This is a genomic window from Streptomyces sp. WAC04114 (assembly GCF_019733245.1).
Taxonomy (GTDB): Bacteria; Actinomycetota; Actinomycetes; order Streptomycetales; family Streptomycetaceae; genus Streptomyces; species Streptomyces massasporeus_A.
This window is the reverse complement of record NZ_JAIGQA010000173.1, coordinates 1-16,790: the sequence shown is the minus strand read 5'-3', so window position 1 is coordinate 16,790 and position 16,790 is coordinate 1. Positions and strand designations below refer to the sequence as shown.

The following is a 16,790-nucleotide window of genomic DNA, read 5'->3' as shown; positions in this document are numbered from 1 at the left end:
TCCAGCTGGCCATGACCGATCTGATGGCCCGCCGCCTCACCGACGAAGCCACCATCTCCTGGCGCGACCCGACACCACAGGATCAAACACCCATTCCGGGATGAAACATCGGGAGAAAACGACCTCTAAGAAGCTCGCACGAGTCTCAAGAAGCCCGCCCGTGCCGTCAGTCGACGAACAGGCCCCGCGCCGCCGCCTTCGTGTCGAACTCCTCGAGACGCGACTGGGCCTGGGGCAGGTCGTCGCACATGGCCTCCAGCAGCACCCGGCCGAGCAGCATCGGCGCGCAGGCCGTGTCGAAGGCGAGGCCGGTGCCGACGGCGGCGGGCAGCAGCAGGTCGGAGACCTTGGCGACGGGCGCGAACGCGGAGTCGGCGACCGTGACGACGGTCAGCCCGGCCTCCTTGGCGTAGGCGAGGGTGTCGACGACCTCGCGAGGGTGCCGGGGCAGCGCGAAACAGAGCAGTGCGCCGGCGCCGGCCCGGACGGCGGCGTCGATGCGGTCCTGCAGCATCGTGCCGCCCTCGCCGAGCAGCCGCACGTCGGGATGCACCTTGGCGGCGAAGTAGGCGAAACCGTGGGCCTGGGCGGCAGCGGCCCGCAGGCCGAGAACGAGCAGCGGGCGGGAGGCCGCGAGGAGGCGTCCCGCCCGCTGGACGGGTCCGGGGTCGGCCAGTGCCTCCGCCAGGTGCCGCAGGTTCTCGATCTCGGCCTCGACGGCCTGCTGGTACTCGTTGTGGGTCTTGGCCTCCGCGGCCGGTTCGGCGGGAGCGACCTCACGCAGATGGCGGCGCAGGGCGGGGTAGCCGTCGAAGCCGAGGGCGACGGCGAATCGGGTCACGGACGGCTGGCTGACCCCGGCCAGCTCGGCGAGCTCCACGCTCGACAGGAACGGCACCTCGGCGGCGCGCCGCACCATGCTGTGCGCGATGCGCCGCTGGGTCGGCGTCAGCCGGTGGCCCTCGAAGAGCGCCTGCAGCCGCGCGGCAGGGCTGTCGGTCACGCTCATGACGTGCTCCCCCTCGCCTATTCAGTAGCTGAGGATTCTGCATGAGCATATGCAGGGCGGCAAGCCGGACCGGCGGGCGGAGGCGGTGGGCGGCGGCGGTAGGACCGGGAACCCCCGGCGGAACAGGGGGGCTAACCCCAGTGCGGCCGGCTGCGGCGCTTTCTACCGTGGACGGCATGACGGGAATGGACGCGCGGGACACCGACCTCAAGAAGGAACTCGACGCCACCCTGCACGCACGCAGGGATCTGGGCGAGGAGTACGAGCCGGCGCTGGTCGACTCGTTCCTGGAGAAGGTCGACCAGCGGATCGACGGCGCGGTGGAGCGCCGGGTGCGCCGGCAGCTCGCGGAACAGCAGATGCAGGCGGCCCGGGACTCCCGCTCGCCGAAGGTCACGGACTCCTGGGGCGAGCGGTTCGGCTTCGGGATCGTCTCCCTGGTCCTCGCGGTGCCGCTGTCCGCGATCGGCGGGGGCGTGGCCCGTCTGCCCGGGCTGCTCGTCGCCTGGGCGGGCATCGTCGGCGTCAACGTCGTCCAGGCGCTCCGCTCCAACCCGAACCTCTTCGGCCGCCGCAAGTCCTCCCAGGCCGGTGGCTGGGAGGACTGAGCGCGCGCACGCCGTCAGACCTGCCGCGTGGGCAGCGCGACGATCTGCCTCAGGTTGACCCGGCGGGGCCGGCTCGTCGCGTAGGCGACCAGGTCGGCCAGTTCCTCCGCGGACAGGGCGCCCACCTCGTCGAGCATGCCCTCGACCTGCCGGGACAGGTCCGCGTCCGCGATGTGGGTGCGCAGCTCGCTCTCCACGAACCCGGGCTCGATGTTGGTGACCCGCACGTCCCGGGGGCCGAACTCCCCGCGCAGGGCTTCCGACAGATAGGTGACGGCGGCCTTGGTCGCGCCGTAGACCGCGTAGTTCGGGAAGCTGAGGTGCGCGGCGATGGACGAGATGTTCACGATGTCGGCCGTACGGCCGTCGGCTGCGGCGCTCACCAGGTCCTCGGTGAAGGCGCCGATCATCCGCAGCACCCCGGAGACGTTGGTGTCGAGCATCCGCTGCCACTCGTCGGATCGCCGGGCGTCGACGGGGTGGGGCAGCATGACGCCGGCGCAGTTCACGACCAGGTCGACGGTCCCGTACTCCGCGTGGATGCCCGCGGCGGCGTCCGCGACGGACGTCTCGTCGGTGACGTCCGCGGCGACGGCCAGGGCCTGCCCGCCGTCGGCCCGGATCTTCGCAGCGATCTCGGTCAGCCGTTCCGCACGCCGGGCGACCAGCGCGACCCGGGCGCCCCGGTCGGCCAGCAGCACGGCGACGGCCTCGCCGATCCCGCTCGCGGCTCCGGTGACGACGGCGGTACGGCCGGCCAGGTTGTCGTACGACATGGGGTTCCCCTTCGGTGCCGGCCGGGGCGTCTCCCCGGCCTCGGACACCACCCTCGGCCGCCTCGTCCGCCCTACCCAGGGCTGCGCTCATCCTGGGTCTGCCAGTACCAGGTTCGGTGGGCCCGGGCGGCCTAGGCTCGGACCCATGGACGGAGAACTGGGAGACTTCCTGCGCTCGCGCCGCGCCCGGATCCGGCCGGAGGAGGTGGGGCTGCCGTCGTACGGCCGCCGCCGCGTCCCGGGTCTGCGCCGCGAGGAGGTGGCGCAGCTGGCCGGGGTGAGCGTCGACTACTACGTCCGCCTCGAACAGGGCAGGGGGCCCGGGGCTCCCTCCCGGACCAGGTCCGGGGGTGTCTCGGACGCCGTGCTGGACGCGATCGCCCGGGTGCTGCGGCTGGACGAGGCCGAACACGAGTACCTGCGGGCGGTGGCCCGGCCGCGCCGGCAGGACGGGCACGGGCCGGCCGCGCCCCGGGTGCGCCCGGGGGTCCAGTCGCTCCTGGACGGCATGGACCGCCATCCCGCCTACGTCCTGGACCACCGCATGGACGTCCTGGCCTGGAACCCCCTCGCCGACGCCGTGCTCGGCCTCGGCGACGCGGGCGACCTCAGCCTGCCGCGCCGTCTCTTCCTCGACCCCGCCTCGCGGGAGCTCTACCCGGACTGGGCCGAGGTCACCGCCCAGATGGTCGCGCACCTGCGGCTGCAGGCGGGCCACCATCCCGGCGACCCCGCCACGGGGAAGATCGTCGCCGAACTCGCCCGGGCCAGCGAGGAGTTCCGCCGGCTGTGGGTGGATCACCTGGTCAAGCCCTGCGACCACGGCGTGAAGCTCCTGCGGCACCCGGTCGCGGGCCTGCTGACCCTCCCCTACGAGACGCTCACCATCCCGGCGGCGCCGGACCAGACGATCGTGGTGTACGCGCCCGAACCCGGGTCCGAGACGGCGGAGAGGCTCCAGCTGCTGGGCAGCTGGAAGGCGTAGAAGACATCGGGGAAGAGAATTGCGCGGGGACCGCCGCACCCCCGTGAACGGGGGGCGGGACGACGGCGGTCCCCGCGAAGGACGCGCGGGCCCGGTCAGGGCCGGGCTGGCGCGTCCATGGCGTCCGTGGAGGTCCGGGAGCCGCTCCGGAGGTCCTTGACGCCGTTCGGCGCCGGTCCGGGCGGGGAGCCTCCCCCAGTGCTGAACGCCTGGGAGGTACCCCCATCGCCCTTGCCGACATCCACCAATGTGCAGGACACGTGTTAAGCGGGTGCTGCGCGGACGTGACACCCGCGTACCGGTTCCGCGAAGTCCGCGGAGATCACGCACGCCGCAAAGTCACCCGGTTCACGGGCAGTTCACCGGAGGGTGGCCGTCACTTCCCCGCGCGGGCGAGGAAGGACAGCAGGTCCTGGCGGCTGACCACACCGGTCGGCTTGCCCTCGACGAGGACGATCGCCGCGTCCGCCTTGCCCAGCACGGCCATCAGGTCCGCGACGGGTTCGCCGGAGCCGACCTGGGGCAGCGGGCCGGACATGTGCTTCTCCAGCGGGTCCTCCAGCGAGGCGTTCTTGCTGAACAGCGCGTCCAGCAGTTCGCGTTCCACGACCGAGCCGACGACCTCGGCCGCCATCACGTCGGGGTGGCCGGCGCCCGGCTTGACGACCGGCATCTGCGAGACGCCGTACTCGCGCAGCACGTCGATGGCCTGACCGACCGTCTCCTCCGGGTGCATGTGGACGAGGGAGGGCATGCGGTCGCCCTCCTTGTCGTTCAGGACGTCGGCGACGCGGGCGCTCGGGCCCGTGTCCTCCAGGAAGCCGTAGTCGGCCATCCACTCGTCGTTGAAGATCTTGCTGAGGTAGCCGCGGCCGCTGTCCGGCAGCAGGACCACCACGACGTCGTCCTCGCCGAGCCGCTCGGCGACCTCCAGCGCGGCCACGACGGCCATGCCGCAGGAGCCGCCGACGAGCAGGCCCTCCTCCTTGGCGAGGCGGCGGGTCATCTGGAAGGAGTCCTTGTCGGACACGGCGACGATCTCGTCCGCGACGGTCCGGTCGTAGGCGGTCGGCCAGAAGTCCTCACCGACGCCCTCGACGAGGTAGGGCCGGCCGGAGCCGCCGGAGTAGACGGAGCCCTCGGGGTCCGCGCCGACGACCTTCACCGAGCCGCCGCTGATCTCCTTCAGATAGCGGCCGGTTCCGGAGATGGTGCCGCCGGTGCCCACGCCCGCCACGAAGTGGGTGATCTTCCCCTCCGTCTGCTCCCACAGCTCGGGGCCGGTGGAGTGGTAGTGGGAGAGCGGGTTGTTGGGGTTGGAGTACTGGTCGGGCTTCCAGGCCCCCGGCGTCTCACGGACCAGCCGGTCGGAGACGTTGTAGTACGAGTCCGGGTGCTCGGGGTCCACGGCGGTCGGGCACACCACGACCTCGGCGCCGTACGCGCGCAGCACGTTGATCTTGTCGGTGCTCACCTTGTCGGGGCACACGAAGATGCACTTGTACCCCTTCTGCTGCGCCACGATGGCGAGCCCGACGCCGGTGTTGCCGCTGGTCGGCTCGACGATCGTGCCGCCGGGCTTGAGAGCGCCGCTCTCCTCCGCCGCCTCGATCATGCGCAGGGCGATGCGGTCCTTCACGGAACCGCCGGGGTTGAAGTACTCCACCTTGGCCAGGACGGTCGCCCTGATGCCCTTGGTCACGCTGTTGAGCTTCACCAGCGGGGTGTTGCCGACGAGGCTGATCATCGAGTCGTGGAACTGCACCGTTGTCTCCGGATGCCGCAGAAGTGGTCTGTGTGGTGCCGCCAGCCTATGACCTTGTCGTGGTCCGTGACGGTCGTTCACTCCCTGTTGCGATTGGGCGACGGGCTGCACGGGGCAAGCACTGGGTGTACGGGTTCGAGGAGGTGGCAGCGACGCATGACGAGGATGTCGAGGGCGAGGGTGGCCCGGCGGATCGCCGCCGGCGCGGCGTACGGCGGCGGCGGGGTCGGGCTGGCCGGGGCGGCGGCGGTCGGCCTGGTGCTGGCCGAGGTACAGCTGGCGCGACGCCGGGTGGGCAACGGCACGTCACCTCATGTGCCGCACGCGGACGGGCTGTACGGCCGGACGTACGCCGGTCCGGCCGATGCACCGCTGAGGCTGACGATGCTGGGCGACTCCACGGCCGCGGGCCAGGGCGTGCACCGGGGCGGGCAGACGCCGGGAGCGCTGCTGGCGTCGGGGCTCGCGGCGCTGGCCGAGCGGCCGGTGGAGCTGCGCACGGTGGCGACCCCCGGGGCCCGTTCGGACGACCTGGACCGCCAGGTGGCCCTGGTGCTGGCCGATCCCGGCCCGGTGCCCGACATCTGCGTGATCATGGTCGGGGCGAACGACGTCACCCACCGCATGCCCCCGACCCGCTCGGTCCGCCATCTCGCCTCGGCGGTCCGGCGGCTGCGCACGGCCGGCGCGGAGGTGGTGGTCGGCACCTGCCCCGACCTCGGCACGATCGAGCCGGTGCGGCAGCCCTTGCGCTGGCTGGCCCGGCGGGCCTCACGCCAGCTGGCGGCGGCCCAGACGATCGGCGTGGTCGAGCAGGGCGGCCGCACGGTGTCGCTGGGCGACCTGCTGGGCCCCGAGTTCGCCGAGAACCCGCGCGAGCTGTTCGGCCCGGACAGCTACCACCCCTCCGCCGAGGGCTACGCGACGGCGGCGATGGCGGTCCTGCCGACCGTCTGCGCCTCCCTGGGCCTGTGGCCCGCCGAGGAGGAGCGCCCGGACGCCTCCCGCCGCGAGGGCTTCCTGCCGGTGGCGCGGGCGGCCGCGGAGGCCGCCTCGGAGGCGGGCACGGAGGTCGCGGCGGCGATGCCGAGCGGACCGCGCGGACCGTGGGCGCTGCTGAAGCGCCGGCGGCGCCGGCGGGTCCCGGAGCAGGAACCGGCCCCCGCGACCCCTTCGAACTGAGGGACAGAGGAAACGCACCGGGGATAGGAAAGGAAGAGCAGCAAAGCAAGCGCTTGGAAACTGCGGCCAGGGTCACACCGCGACACCCGTGACCCAGCCCATACGTACGGGTAACTTCCCAGACAGCCCAAGCAGACCACCCGGTACGTCAATGGAGCCGTGATGCCCGAAGCCGTGATCGTCTCAGCCGCCCGCTCCCCCATCGGCCGCGCCGTCAAGGGCTCCCTCAAGGACCTCCGCCCGGACGACCTGACCGCCACGATCATCCAGGCCGCCCTGGCCAAGGTCCCCGAGCTGGACCCGAAGGACATCGACGACCTGATGCTCGGCTGCGGCCTGCCCGGCGGCGAGCAGGGCCACAACCTCGGCCGCGTCGTCGCCGTGCAGATGGGCATGGACCACCTGCCGGGCTGCACCGTCACCCGGTACTGCTCCTCGTCCCTGCAGACCTCCCGCATGGCCCTGCACGCCATCAAGGCCGGTGAGGGGGACGTCTTCATCTCGGCCGGTGTCGAGACGGTCTCCCGCTACGCCAAGGGCAACTCCGACAGCCTTCCGGACACGCACAACCCGCTGTTCGCCGACGCCGAGGCCCGTACCGCCGCGGTCGCCGCGTCCGAGGGCTCGACCTGGCACGACCCGCGTGAGGACGGCCTGCTGCCCGACCCGTACATCGCGATGGGCCAGACCGCCGAGAACCTGGCCCGCATCAAGGGCGTCACCCGCCAGGATATGGACGAGTTCGGCGTCCGGTCGCAGAACCTCGCCGAGGAAGCCATCAAGAACGGCTTCTGGGAGCGCGAGATCACCCCGGTCACCCTCCCCGACGGCACGGTCGTCTCCACGGACGACGGCCCCCGCGCCGGCGTCACCCTGGAGGGCGTGCAGGGCCTCAAGCCGGTCTTCCGCCCCGACGGCATGGTCACGGCCGCCAACTGCTGCCCGCTGAACGACGGCGCCGCGGCCCTCGTGATCATGTCCGACACCAAGGCCCGCGAGCTCGGCCTCACCCCGCTCGCCCGGATCGTGTCGACCGGCGTCTCCGGCCTCTCGCCCGAGATCATGGGCCTCGGCCCGGTCGAGGCGAGCAAGCAGGCCCTGCGGCGCGCCGGGCTGGGCATCAGCGACATCGACCTGGTCGAGATCAACGAGGCGTTCGCCGCCCAGGTGATCCCCTCCTACCGCGACCTGGGCATCCCGCTGGAGAAGCTGAACGTCAACGGCGGCGCCATCGCCGTCGGCCACCCGTTCGGCATGACCGGCGCCCGCATCACCACCACGCTCATCAACTCGCTCCAGTTCCACGACAAGCAGTTCGGCCTGGAGACGATGTGCGTCGGCGGCGGCCAGGGCATGGCCATGGTCATCGAGCGCCTCAGCTGAGCGGCGCACCGTAGCCGCCATAGCACCCGCTGTGAGCCCTCGGCCCAGAACCCTGGAAACTCCAGGGTTCTGGGCCGTTTTGTGATCCAATCTCCCCCAGGATGTGACCTATCTCCCTCCGCCAGGGGAGAACCGCAGGTCACAGTAGCCACACCCCCTCCCCCGACACCGAAGCCCTGTCCGTTTCGTGATGTTACGCACTGACAGCTGGTTAGTCCGCCCTTCAAGCTGATGTAGGAAGTCGGGGGTCGACTTGAACCGGGAGTACGTCAGTGAGCGCCATGCCGATCGCGTTGCTGGTCACCACGGCCGCCACGGGCGCCGTGGGCGTCGCAGTCCTGCGCACCGTCCTTCAGCTGCGCCGACAGGTCGCGGCCCTGCACACCGCGCTGGCCGAGAGCCGCGCCGCCACCACCCGTGCGCTGCTGCCCGCCGCCCGTACCACTGCCGACACCGATGAGATACGTGCCGCCGTGGCCGCGGCGCTCGCCGAGGAACGGGAGCGGGAGCTCGCCGAGGCGCGGGCGTTCTGGGCCGCCCAGGAGGCGCGTGACGCCTCCGACGCGCCCTCCCTGCTGGGCCTGCCCGAGGCCGATCTGTTCCTGCCCCGCCAGGCCGATTTCGCGGGCCTGGAGCCGGTGTCCGAGCCCGCCGACACCGAGGAACCCGCCGCCGAGTCCCCGGAGCTGGCCGCGGCCCGCCGCCGCCACCCCTCGCATCCGGACTTCGTGCCGACGCAGTCGCCGGTCGTGAACGACCACGAGCGCACCGTCGCCACCCTGGAGGAGCTGGCCTCCTCCCGCGTCGAGCTGACGGACGTCCGCCCCGGCCCGCTGGGCACCCTGGACGTCTACGTCTTCGCCGACGGCACGACCCTGTGCATGACGCCGGGTCACCGCGAGACGGCGGAGCACCTCTCCGCGGCCCTGCGCGCAGGCGCCACCCCGGTCCTCCTGGGCGGCTCCGGCATCTCCGGCGCGTACACCCTCACGTTCGAATGCGGCGAGGAGAACGTCTACATCCTGGCGGACCGGGTCATCGCGTCCCTTTAGGGGCGCGGGGCTGTATCAATGTGCGGCTCCGCCGCGTGGGCGCGAACAACCACACTCGGCCCGCACCCGCGAACGCAGCTCAGACCCCGGCCCGCTTCTGCGCCTCCTCCACCAGCGTCACGGCTTCGTCGACGTCGGCTTCGCCGGGGACCACGACCGCCAGATCGTTCCCGGCGACGGTGATCTGATCTGCCGCTGCGAACATCCCCGCATCCGGCATCTCCCGGGGCTCCAGGCCCTCGAGGACCTGCGCCCTGCGGGCCAACTCCCGGGCCAGCCCGAGAGCCTCGGCGGCAGCGCCCCGCTGCAGCCGGCTCTGGGGCGCGGCCCTCAATCGATCGGCGAAGTGCTCCACCGCACGGGTCAGAGGCGTCGTATCAACCACGCCGCGAGCGTACGCGTCCCAGCGGGACTGTTGCCAACGGGCGAACACTCAGGCACGGTGACCTGAAGGACCGGCTTACATCCCAGCGTCCGGAGGCGCCGATGTCCCAAGTCTTCTCCGAAGAGACCCACCGCAACATGCTCGCCCGCATCCCTCACTGCACCGGTCGTGAGATCTCCGACTGGTTGCGCACCGTCGAAGACGGTCCGGCGCTCTTCCGCTTCGAGGAAAAGGTCAGCTGGCTCCGGCACGAACACAACCTCGCGTACGGCCACGCCAAGGCCATCATCCACGAGTACGACCTGAGGAGGGCCGCGCGCAAACTGCTCTAGGCGCGCCCACCGCACCCCCTCCCGACGACGAAGGGCCCCGGCCGAAGCCGGGGCCCTTCGCGCTACGACTGACTGAACTAGTCGCTGCTGTTGAGGATCGAGATGAGCCTCAGGAACTCCAAGTAGATCCACACCAGCGTCAGCGTGAGGCCGAAGGCCGCGAGCCAGGCCTCCTCGCGCGGGGCGCCGTAGGCGATGCCGTCCTCGACCTGCTTGAAGTCCAGGGCGAGGAAGCAGGCTCCGAGGATGATGCCGATGACGCCGAAGACGATGCCGAGCGGACCGCTGCGGAAGCCGAGGCCGTCACCGCCGCCGAACACCGCGAACAGCAGGTTCACGGTCATCAGCAGGATGAAGCCGAGCGCGGCCGCCATCACGAAGCCGTAGAAGCGTCGGTTGACGCGGATCCAGCCGGCCTTGTAGGCGATCAGCACACCGGCGAAGACCGCCATCGTGCCGATCACGGCCTGCATGGCCGCACCGTCGGCGATGCGGCTGTCGACGATGTTGGAGACGACGCCGAGGAACACACCCTCGAACGCGGCGTACGTCAGGATCAGCGCGGGCGAGGCCTTGCGCTTGAAGGACTGCACGAACGCCAGGACCATGCCGATGAGCGCGGCGCCGATACCGATGCCGTAGCTACGGCTGATGTTGGCGTCGTCGATCGGCAGCAGGGCCCAGGAGAGCGCCGCAGTGAGGATGAGCACACCGAGCGTGCTCGCCGTGCGCAGGACGACGTCGTCGATGGTCATCCGGCCGGTGGTGGCCGGTGCCTGCGGCGGCGCGCCGTACTGCAGGTCCTGCTGGGCGTAAGGGTTCTGCGCGTACGGGTTCTGCGCGTACTGGTCGCCCGTCGGCTGCGCGTACGGGTTGCCCTGGGTGGCGACAGCGGGACCCCCGGCCTGCGGCGCGGTGTTGAAGCCCGCGTAGCCGTTGTCGCGGCTGAACCCCCGTCGCGAGAAGACCGGGTTTCTGCTCCTCATTTCACTCCTCCATGGCCACCAGGCGTGGCCTTGGCTCAAGAGTAATAGGTAGGCAAAGGAATGACCCTACTGCTTGGGGAGGATCTTTCCCTCGTCGTGCTGCGCAACACGCTACGCGGCTTCGTGATTCCCCTCACCGCAGGGGGTCACTCCCGGCTCACCCGAACGGGAAGCCCGTGTAGGCCTCCGCGAGGTCCGTCTCGGCCGCGCGGGACGAGGCGATCCGCTCCAGCCGGGCGAGCTGGAGCCGGTCCTCGAAGGCCGTCGCGCCGGGTGCGCGGTGCAGCAGGGCCGTCATGTCGTAGGAGAACCGCTCGGCCTGCCAGACGCGGCGCAGGCAGGTCGCGGAGTAGGCGTCGAGCAGCTCCGGCGAGCCGGTCTCCTGCTGGTGCGTCAGGGCCCGGGCGAAGGTCACGACGTCACCGACGGCGAGGTTCAGGCCCTTGGCCCCGGTCGGGGGGACGATGTGAGCCGCGTCACCGGCGAGGAAGAGGCGGCCGTGGCGCATGGGCTCGTGGACGTAGGAGCGCATCGGGGTGACCGACTTCTGGGTGATCGGGCCGCGCTCCAGGAGCCAGTCGTCGTCGGTCTCGAACCGGCGTTCCAGCTCGTCCCAGATCTCCTCGTCGCGCCACGTCCCGGCATCGGTGCCGTCGGGCACCTGGAGGTAGAGGCGGGAGACGGCCGGGGACCGCATGGAGAGCAGGGCGAAACCGCGGTCGTGGCGGGCGTAGACGAGCTCGTCGTGCGAGGGCGGCACGTCGGCGAGGATGCCGAGCCAGCCGAAGGGGTACGTCCGTTCGAAGACTTGGGCAAGTCCGGCCGGGATCGCCCTGCGGGCCACGCCCCAGAAGCCGTCGCAGCCGACGACGTAGGCGCACTCCAGGACGTCCTCACGGCCCTCGTACCGGAAGCGGATCCGCGGGGCGTCGGTGCCGGCGTCCTCCACGGCCAGGGCCTCCGCCTCGAAGAGCAGCGGCCCGCCGCTCTGGAGCTGGAGGGCGATGAGGTCCTTGCACACCTCGGTCTGGGCGTAGACCGTCACGGACCGGCCGCCGGTGAGGGCGGGGAAGTCCACGCGGTGGCGCCTGCGGTCGAAGCGCAGTTCGATGCCGTCGTGGCGCAGCCCCTCGCGGTCCAGGCGCTCCCCGGCACCGGCCGCGCGCAGCACGTCCGCCGTGCCCTGCTCCAGGATCCCGGCGCGCTGCCGCCGTTCGACGTAGGAGCGGTCGCGGGCCTCCAGGACGACCGCGTCGATGCCCGCGTTGTGGAGCAGCCGGGCGAGGAGGAGGCCGGCGGGGCCCGCTCCGATGATGCCGACGGTGGTGCGCATCGGGCGACCTCTTCTCATCCCGTTCGTCAGGTGAAATTTCTTTCACCATGTGCATGTGAGTTTCCGACGGCATGCGGCCGGTGTCAACGGGCACGCCGTGAACTCTTCAATGGACCACGCAGGGATCGGAAGGTGCCCGGAGCCGGACTCGAACCGGCACGCCCGCGAAGGGGCAGCGAGGTTTAAGCTCGCCGTGTCTGCATTCCACCATCCGGGCAGGCCGTGGGCTCCGCATCGAGGTTCCGAGACTATCCGGACGGGTCCCTCGAACAGCGGAAGCGTGGACCGATGTTGTCTTATTTTATTGACGTCTGAGGGTGCATCAGCACTCGGAACACGCCATCCGCACTTGCCAATAGCCTTCCCTGCGCCGGTCGGCCGCGCATGCGGAATGACGGAATTTCACCGCCCGAACGAGGGCACTCCACCTGTTCTCGACACCCGGACGCATCGGTTCCCGACACAGGGGCCCCTCAGGGGTGTTCGTCATCCCCAGGTATGACACCGCCCCGCGCGGTCAGACCCGAGTCGGCCTCCGGAACCAGAACTACGGGTGACTACACGGCGCCATGGGACCCGGACGATGGAACACGTCCTTCCCCCGAGCACAGCCGTCCGACAGGAGAGCCATCCCGTGACCACCGCTTCCCTCACCGACCGGGCCACCACCGCGGCCGCGCGCGCCACGGATCTCTCGAAGATCTACGGGCAGGGTGAGACCCAGGTGGTCGCCCTGGACCGCGTCTCCGTCGACTTCCGGCAGGCCGAGTTCACCGCGATCATGGGCCCCTCCGGCTCCGGCAAGTCCACCCTGATGCACTGCGTGGCCGGCCTCGACTCCTTCTCCTCCGGGTCGGTGCGCATCGGTGACACCGAGCTCGGCTCCCTGAAGGACAAGCAGCTGACCAAGCTGCGCCGGGACAAGATCGGCTTCATCTTCCAGGCGTTCAACCTGCTGCCCACCCTGACCGCCCTGGAGAACATCACCCTCCCGATGGACATCGCGGGCCGCAAGCCGGACAAGCAGTGGCTGGACTCCGTCATCACGATGATCGGCCTGGCGGACCGGCTCGGCCACCGGCCCTCCCAGCTGTCCGGCGGTCAGCAGCAACGCGTCGCCGTGGCCCGGGCGCTGGCCTCCCGGCCCGAGATCATCTTCGGGGACGAGCCCACCGGAAACCTCGACTCGCGCTCCGGCGCCGAGGTGCTGGGCTTCCTGCGCAACTCCGTGCGGGAGCTGGGCCAGACGGTGGTCATGGTGACGCACGACCCGGTGGCCGCGGCCTACGCGGACCGGGTGATCTTCCTGGCGGACGGGCGGATCGTCGACGAGATGTACGGGCCGACGGCCGACTCCGTGCTCGACCGCATGAAGGCGTTCGACGCCAAGGGCCGCACCAGCTGATCCCCCGTCAGGACCGACAGGACTGAGAAGAAGAACCCATGTTCCGTACCGCCTTGCGCAATGTGCTCGCACACAAGGCCCGGCTCCTGATGACCGTGCTCGCCGTGATGCTCGGCGTCGCATTCGTCTCCGGCACCCTGGTCTTCGCCGACACCCTCTCAAGCGCCTTCCGCAACCAGTCGGCGAAGAGCTACGACGACGTCGCCGTCGCCGTCTCCTCGTACGCCGACCCGGACGACCCCGAGCAGGAACCGGGCCTGCCCGGCAAGGTCCTCGACCGGATCTCCGCGGTGGACGGCGTCGCAGGGGTGTACGGCCGTGTCGAGGGCTTCGCCGGGGTCGCCGACCCCGACGGGAAGCTGATCGGCGTCGGCTGGTCCAACAAGGGCTCCAACTTCGCCCCCGGCAAGGACGGCAAGGACGCCGCCTACACGTTCACCGACGGCTCCGGTCCGGTGAAGGACGACCAGATCGCCCTGGACGAGGAGTCCGCCGCCAAGGGCGAGTACAAGGTCGGCGACCGGGTGCGCGTCGCGACCAACGGGCCGGTGAAGGAGTACACCCTCAGCGGCGTGTTCACCACCGAGGACGGTGCCGTCAACGCCGGCGGCAGCCTCGTCCTCTTCGACACCGCCGTCGCCCAGCGGCAGTACCTCAAGCCGGGCTACTTCGAGAGCGTCACCGTCACCGCCGCCCCCGGGGCGAACGACACCAAGATCCTGGACGCGGTCAAGCCGCTGCTGCCGGAGGCCGCCGAGGCGCGGACCGGCAAGGCGCTCGCCGACGAGCAGGCCGAGCAGATCGAGCAGGGCATGGGCAACCTCAAGCAGGTCCTGCTCGGCTTCGCGGGCATCGCGCTCTTCGTCGGGATCTTCCTGATCTCCAACACGTTCACGATGCTGGTCGCCCAGCGCACCAAGGAGATCGCCCTGATGCGCGCCGTCGGCGCGTCCCGCAAGCAGATCACGCGTTCGGTGCTCGCCGAGGCCGCGCTGGTGGGTCTGGTCGCCTCGGCCGTCGGTTTCGTCCTCGGCATCGGCCTGGCCGTCGGACTGCGCTCCGGCATGGCCGCGTTCGACATGAAGATGCCGGACGGTCCGCTGATCCTGTCCGCCACGCCGGTGATCGCGGCTCTCTCGGTGGGCGTGCTGATCACGACGTTCGCCGCCTGGCTGCCCGGCCGCCGGGCCGCGAAGATCCCGCCGGTGGCGGCCATGAACAGTGTCCACGCGGTGGCCACCACCAAGTCGCTGGTGCTGCGCAACTCCATCGGCGCGGTCGTCACCGCCCTCGGTGCCATGGGGATCGTGGCGGGTGCCTCGACCGGCGGCGACGACGGCCGCATGTACATCGGGGCGGGCGCCTTCCTCGCGCTGATCGGCGTGATCATCCTGATTCCGCTGCTGTCCCGGCCCGTGATCGCGCTCGTCCGTCCGCTGCTCGTCGGCCCCTTCGGGGTGGCCGGCAGGCTGGCCGGACAGAACGCGGTCCGCAACCCGCGCCGCACCGGCGCCACCGCCTCGGCGCTGGCCATCGGACTGACACTGGTGACCGGTCTGTCGGTGCTCGGCATCACGGTCGGCACGGCCATCGACAAGATGACCACCGACAACATCAAGGCCGACTACATGGTCTCGATGGCCAACGGCGGTGACCTCGACGGCTCGGCCCTGACCGCGCTGGAGAAGGCCAAGGGCGTGTCCGCGGTCTCGCCGCAGCAGGACGCCTACTTCCAGGTCGACGGCGACGACTATGTCTCCGCCTCGGCCGTCAGCCCCGGTGACATCGGAAAGGTCCTGACCGTCGACGTCGTCAGCGGCAGCGCCGACTCCCTCGCCGAGGGCCGGATCGCGGTCGCCGAGAAGACGGCGAAGAGCAGGGGCTGGAAGACCGGCGACACCGTCCGCGTCACCTTCGGCGACGACAAGAAGGCCGAGCTGACGGTCGGCGCCGTCTACAAGGACAGCGAGTTCCTCTCCCCCGTCCTCGTGGACCGGAAGATCGTGGACCGGCACGAGACGAAGCCGTCCATCCGGCAGATCTTCGTGAAGGTCGACGGCGGCCAGTCCGCGGCGAACGAGAAGGTCCTCGTCGACGCGCTGGGCGACAACCCCGCGATCACCGTGATGGACCGGCAGGACATCCGCAACGAGTTCGGCGGCGCCATCAACACCCTGCTGAACGTCATGTACGGCCTGCTGGCGATGGCCCTGATCATCGCGGTGCTCGGCGTGGTCAACACCCTCGCGATGTCGGTCTTCGAACGGCAGCAGGAGATCGGCATGCTGCGCGCCATCGGCCTGGACCGGCGCCGGGTGAAGCGGATGGTCCGGCTGGAGGCCGTCGTCATCTCGGTGTTCGGCGCGGTGGTCGGCATCGGACTCGGGGCATTCCTCGGCTGGGCGATCGGCGAGACCTTCGCCGACCAGATCCCGGGGTACGCGCTGGTCCTGCCCTGGGACCGGATCGGGATCTTTCTGGTGCTGGCCGGTCTGGTCGGCGTCCTGGCCGCGATGTGGCCGGCCCGCAACGCCGCGCGGCTGAACATGCTGAACGCGATCAAGGCGGAGTGACCTCGCCGCCGCACGGTACGCCGAAGGGCCGGGTTCCCCGTCACGGGGAGCCCGGCCCTTCCGGTCGTGCCCGGGTCAGTCTCGGCCGGGCGCGCCCCAGGTGCGGGCCCGCAACGGCATCCCGGAGGTGCCCGGGTCCGGGGTGCGGACGGCCAGGACCTGGTTGACGCCGATGCGGTTGCGTTCGAAGGCCAGGGCGGAGGCGGCCATGTACAGGCGCCAGACGCGGGCGCGGCCCGGGCTGGTGAGCCGCACGGCGCGCTGCCAGTCGGCCTCCAGGCGCTCGACCCAGCGGCGCAGGGTGAGGGCGTAGTGCTCGCGGATCGCCTCGACGTCGCGCACCTCGAACCCGGCGCGCTCCAACTGGGCCACGGTGGCGCCGATCGGCTGGAGTTCGCCGTCGGGGAAGACGTAGGAGTCGATGAAGGCGTCGACGCTGTACGCCGTCTCGTCCCCCTGCGGGCGGCGGGCGATCTGGTGGTTCAGGAGCCGCCCGCCGGGCTTGAGCAGGTCGTACAGGTCGGCGGCGTACTCCAGGTACCGGTCGGCGCCGACGTGTTCGGCCATGCCGATGGAGGAGATCGCGTCGTAGGGGCCGTCGCGGACGTCGCGGTAGTCCTGGACGCGGATCTCCACCTTGTCGGTGAGACCCTCGTCGGCGACGCGCTTGCGGGCGTAGGCGGCCTGCTCCTGGGAGAGGGTGACGCCGACGACGCGCACGCCGTGCTCGCGGGCCGCGTGGATGGCCATCGAGCCCCAGCCGCAGCCGACGTCGAGCAGCCGCAGGCCGGGTCTCAGACCGAGCTTGCGGCAGACGAGTTCGAGCTTGTCCCGCTGGGCCTGTTCGAGGGTGCTGTCCGGGGCGGGCCAGTAGGCGCAGGAGTACACCATGGACGGGCCGAGGACGATCTCGTAGAAGTCGTTGCCGACGTCGTAGTGGTGGCTGATGGCGCGTCGGTCGGTGTGCTTGGTGTGCAGGTGGCGGCGGGGGCTGCGGGCCTCCTCACGGGGCGGGG

General features: G+C 71.0%; 15 protein-coding genes, 1 tRNA gene and 1 pseudogene. 9 read left to right on the top strand and 8 right to left on the bottom strand.

Annotated elements, in window-relative coordinates; all coding sequences use genetic code 11:
- A pseudogene (locus tag K4G64_RS41175) lies at positions 1–104 on the top strand (IS5/IS1182 family transposase); the annotation flags it as partial.
- Between the two features lie 62 nt (positions 105–166).
- Here the strand turns inward: K4G64_RS41175 and K4G64_RS31765 are convergent.
- Positions 167–1,009, bottom strand: coding sequence for a MurR/RpiR family transcriptional regulator (locus K4G64_RS31765; protein WP_221759394.1), 843 nt, complete (start codon positions 1,007–1,009; stop codon positions 167–169).
- 185 nt (positions 1,010–1,194) lie between these two features.
- Here K4G64_RS31765 and K4G64_RS31760 point away from each other — a divergent pair, with 185 nt between their 5' ends.
- Positions 1,195–1,617 carry a hypothetical protein gene (locus tag K4G64_RS31760; RefSeq protein WP_221759395.1) on the top strand — a complete coding sequence of 141 codons (423 nt, stop codon included), beginning with the start codon at positions 1,195–1,197 and terminating at the stop codon, positions 1,615–1,617.
- A gap of 14 nt (positions 1,618–1,631) precedes the next feature.
- Here the strand turns inward: K4G64_RS31760 and K4G64_RS31755 are convergent, their stop codons facing one another.
- On the bottom strand, positions 1,632–2,393 hold the full coding sequence (locus K4G64_RS31755; RefSeq protein WP_221759393.1) for an SDR family oxidoreductase: 762 nt from the start codon (positions 2,391–2,393) through the stop codon (positions 1,632–1,634).
- A 145-nt stretch (positions 2,394–2,538) separates the two neighbouring features.
- Between K4G64_RS31755 and K4G64_RS31750 the strand changes: the two genes are divergently transcribed.
- Complete coding sequence (locus K4G64_RS31750) at positions 2,539–3,378, top strand: helix-turn-helix transcriptional regulator (protein WP_221759392.1); 840 nt, start codon at positions 2,539–2,541, stop codon at positions 3,376–3,378.
- Positions 3,379–3,754: 376 nt separating this feature from the next.
- Here the strand turns inward: K4G64_RS31750 and K4G64_RS31745 are convergent, their stop codons facing one another.
- Complete coding sequence (locus K4G64_RS31745; protein WP_221759391.1) at positions 3,755–5,143, bottom strand: cystathionine beta-synthase; 1,389 nt, start codon at positions 5,141–5,143, stop codon at positions 3,755–3,757.
- A gap of 156 nt (positions 5,144–5,299) precedes the next feature.
- On the opposite strand from K4G64_RS31745, the gene K4G64_RS31740 reads away from it, so the two are divergent.
- From K4G64_RS31740 to K4G64_RS31730, 3 genes are all read left to right on the top strand, one after another.
- On the top strand, positions 5,300–6,325 hold the full coding sequence (locus K4G64_RS31740) for an SGNH/GDSL hydrolase family protein (protein WP_221759390.1): 1,026 nt from the start codon (positions 5,300–5,302) through the stop codon (positions 6,323–6,325).
- Between the two features lie 162 nt (positions 6,326–6,487).
- Positions 6,488–7,708: an acetyl-CoA C-acetyltransferase gene (locus tag K4G64_RS31735; protein ID WP_221759389.1), complete on the top strand. Its 1,221-nt coding sequence runs from the start codon at positions 6,488–6,490 to the stop codon at positions 7,706–7,708.
- A 272-nt stretch (positions 7,709–7,980) separates the two neighbouring features.
- Positions 7,981–8,760 carry a hypothetical protein gene (locus K4G64_RS31730; RefSeq protein WP_221759388.1) on the top strand — a complete coding sequence of 260 codons (780 nt, stop codon included), beginning with the start codon at positions 7,981–7,983 and terminating at the stop codon, positions 8,758–8,760.
- Between the two features lie 79 nt (positions 8,761–8,839).
- Here the strand turns inward: K4G64_RS31730 and K4G64_RS31725 are convergent, their stop codons facing one another.
- Positions 8,840–9,145, bottom strand: a complete 306-nt coding sequence (locus K4G64_RS31725; RefSeq protein WP_221759387.1) for a hypothetical protein — start codon at positions 9,143–9,145, stop codon at positions 8,840–8,842.
- Between the two features lie 101 nt (positions 9,146–9,246).
- Here K4G64_RS31725 and K4G64_RS31720 point away from each other — a divergent pair, with 101 nt between their 5' ends.
- A complete protein-coding gene (locus K4G64_RS31720; RefSeq protein ID WP_031102797.1) occupies positions 9,247–9,477 on the top strand; it encodes a DUF4287 domain-containing protein in 231 nt (76 codons plus the stop codon).
- 77 nt (positions 9,478–9,554) lie between these two features.
- Here K4G64_RS31720 and K4G64_RS31715 read toward each other — a convergent pair whose 3' ends face one another.
- The 3 genes from K4G64_RS31715 to K4G64_RS31705 form a co-directional block, all read right to left on the bottom strand.
- A complete protein-coding gene (locus tag K4G64_RS31715; RefSeq protein ID WP_221759386.1) occupies positions 9,555–10,463 on the bottom strand; it encodes a Bax inhibitor-1/YccA family protein in 909 nt (302 codons plus the stop codon).
- Positions 10,464–10,620: 157 nt separating this feature from the next.
- On the bottom strand, positions 10,621–11,796 hold the full coding sequence (locus K4G64_RS31710) for a 4-hydroxybenzoate 3-monooxygenase (RefSeq protein WP_221759385.1): 1,176 nt from the start codon (positions 11,794–11,796) through the stop codon (positions 10,621–10,623).
- 133 nt (positions 11,797–11,929) lie between these two features.
- A tRNA-Leu gene (locus tag K4G64_RS31705) sits at positions 11,930–12,013 on the bottom strand.
- Between the two features lie 417 nt (positions 12,014–12,430).
- Here K4G64_RS31705 and K4G64_RS31700 point away from each other — a divergent pair.
- The gene (locus K4G64_RS31700; RefSeq protein WP_221759384.1) at positions 12,431–13,201 is read left to right on the top strand and encodes an ABC transporter ATP-binding protein; all 771 of its coding nucleotides are present in this window, start codon (positions 12,431–12,433) and stop codon (positions 13,199–13,201) included.
- Positions 13,202–13,239: 38 nt separating this feature from the next.
- On the top strand, positions 13,240–15,774 hold the full coding sequence (locus tag K4G64_RS31695; protein WP_221759383.1) for an ABC transporter permease: 2,535 nt from the start codon (positions 13,240–13,242) through the stop codon (positions 15,772–15,774).
- A gap of 75 nt (positions 15,775–15,849) precedes the next feature.
- Here K4G64_RS31695 and K4G64_RS31690 read toward each other — a convergent pair.
- Positions 15,850–16,790: class I SAM-dependent methyltransferase (locus tag K4G64_RS31690; protein ID WP_221759382.1), on the bottom strand; the 941-nt coding region annotated here is incomplete at its 5' end.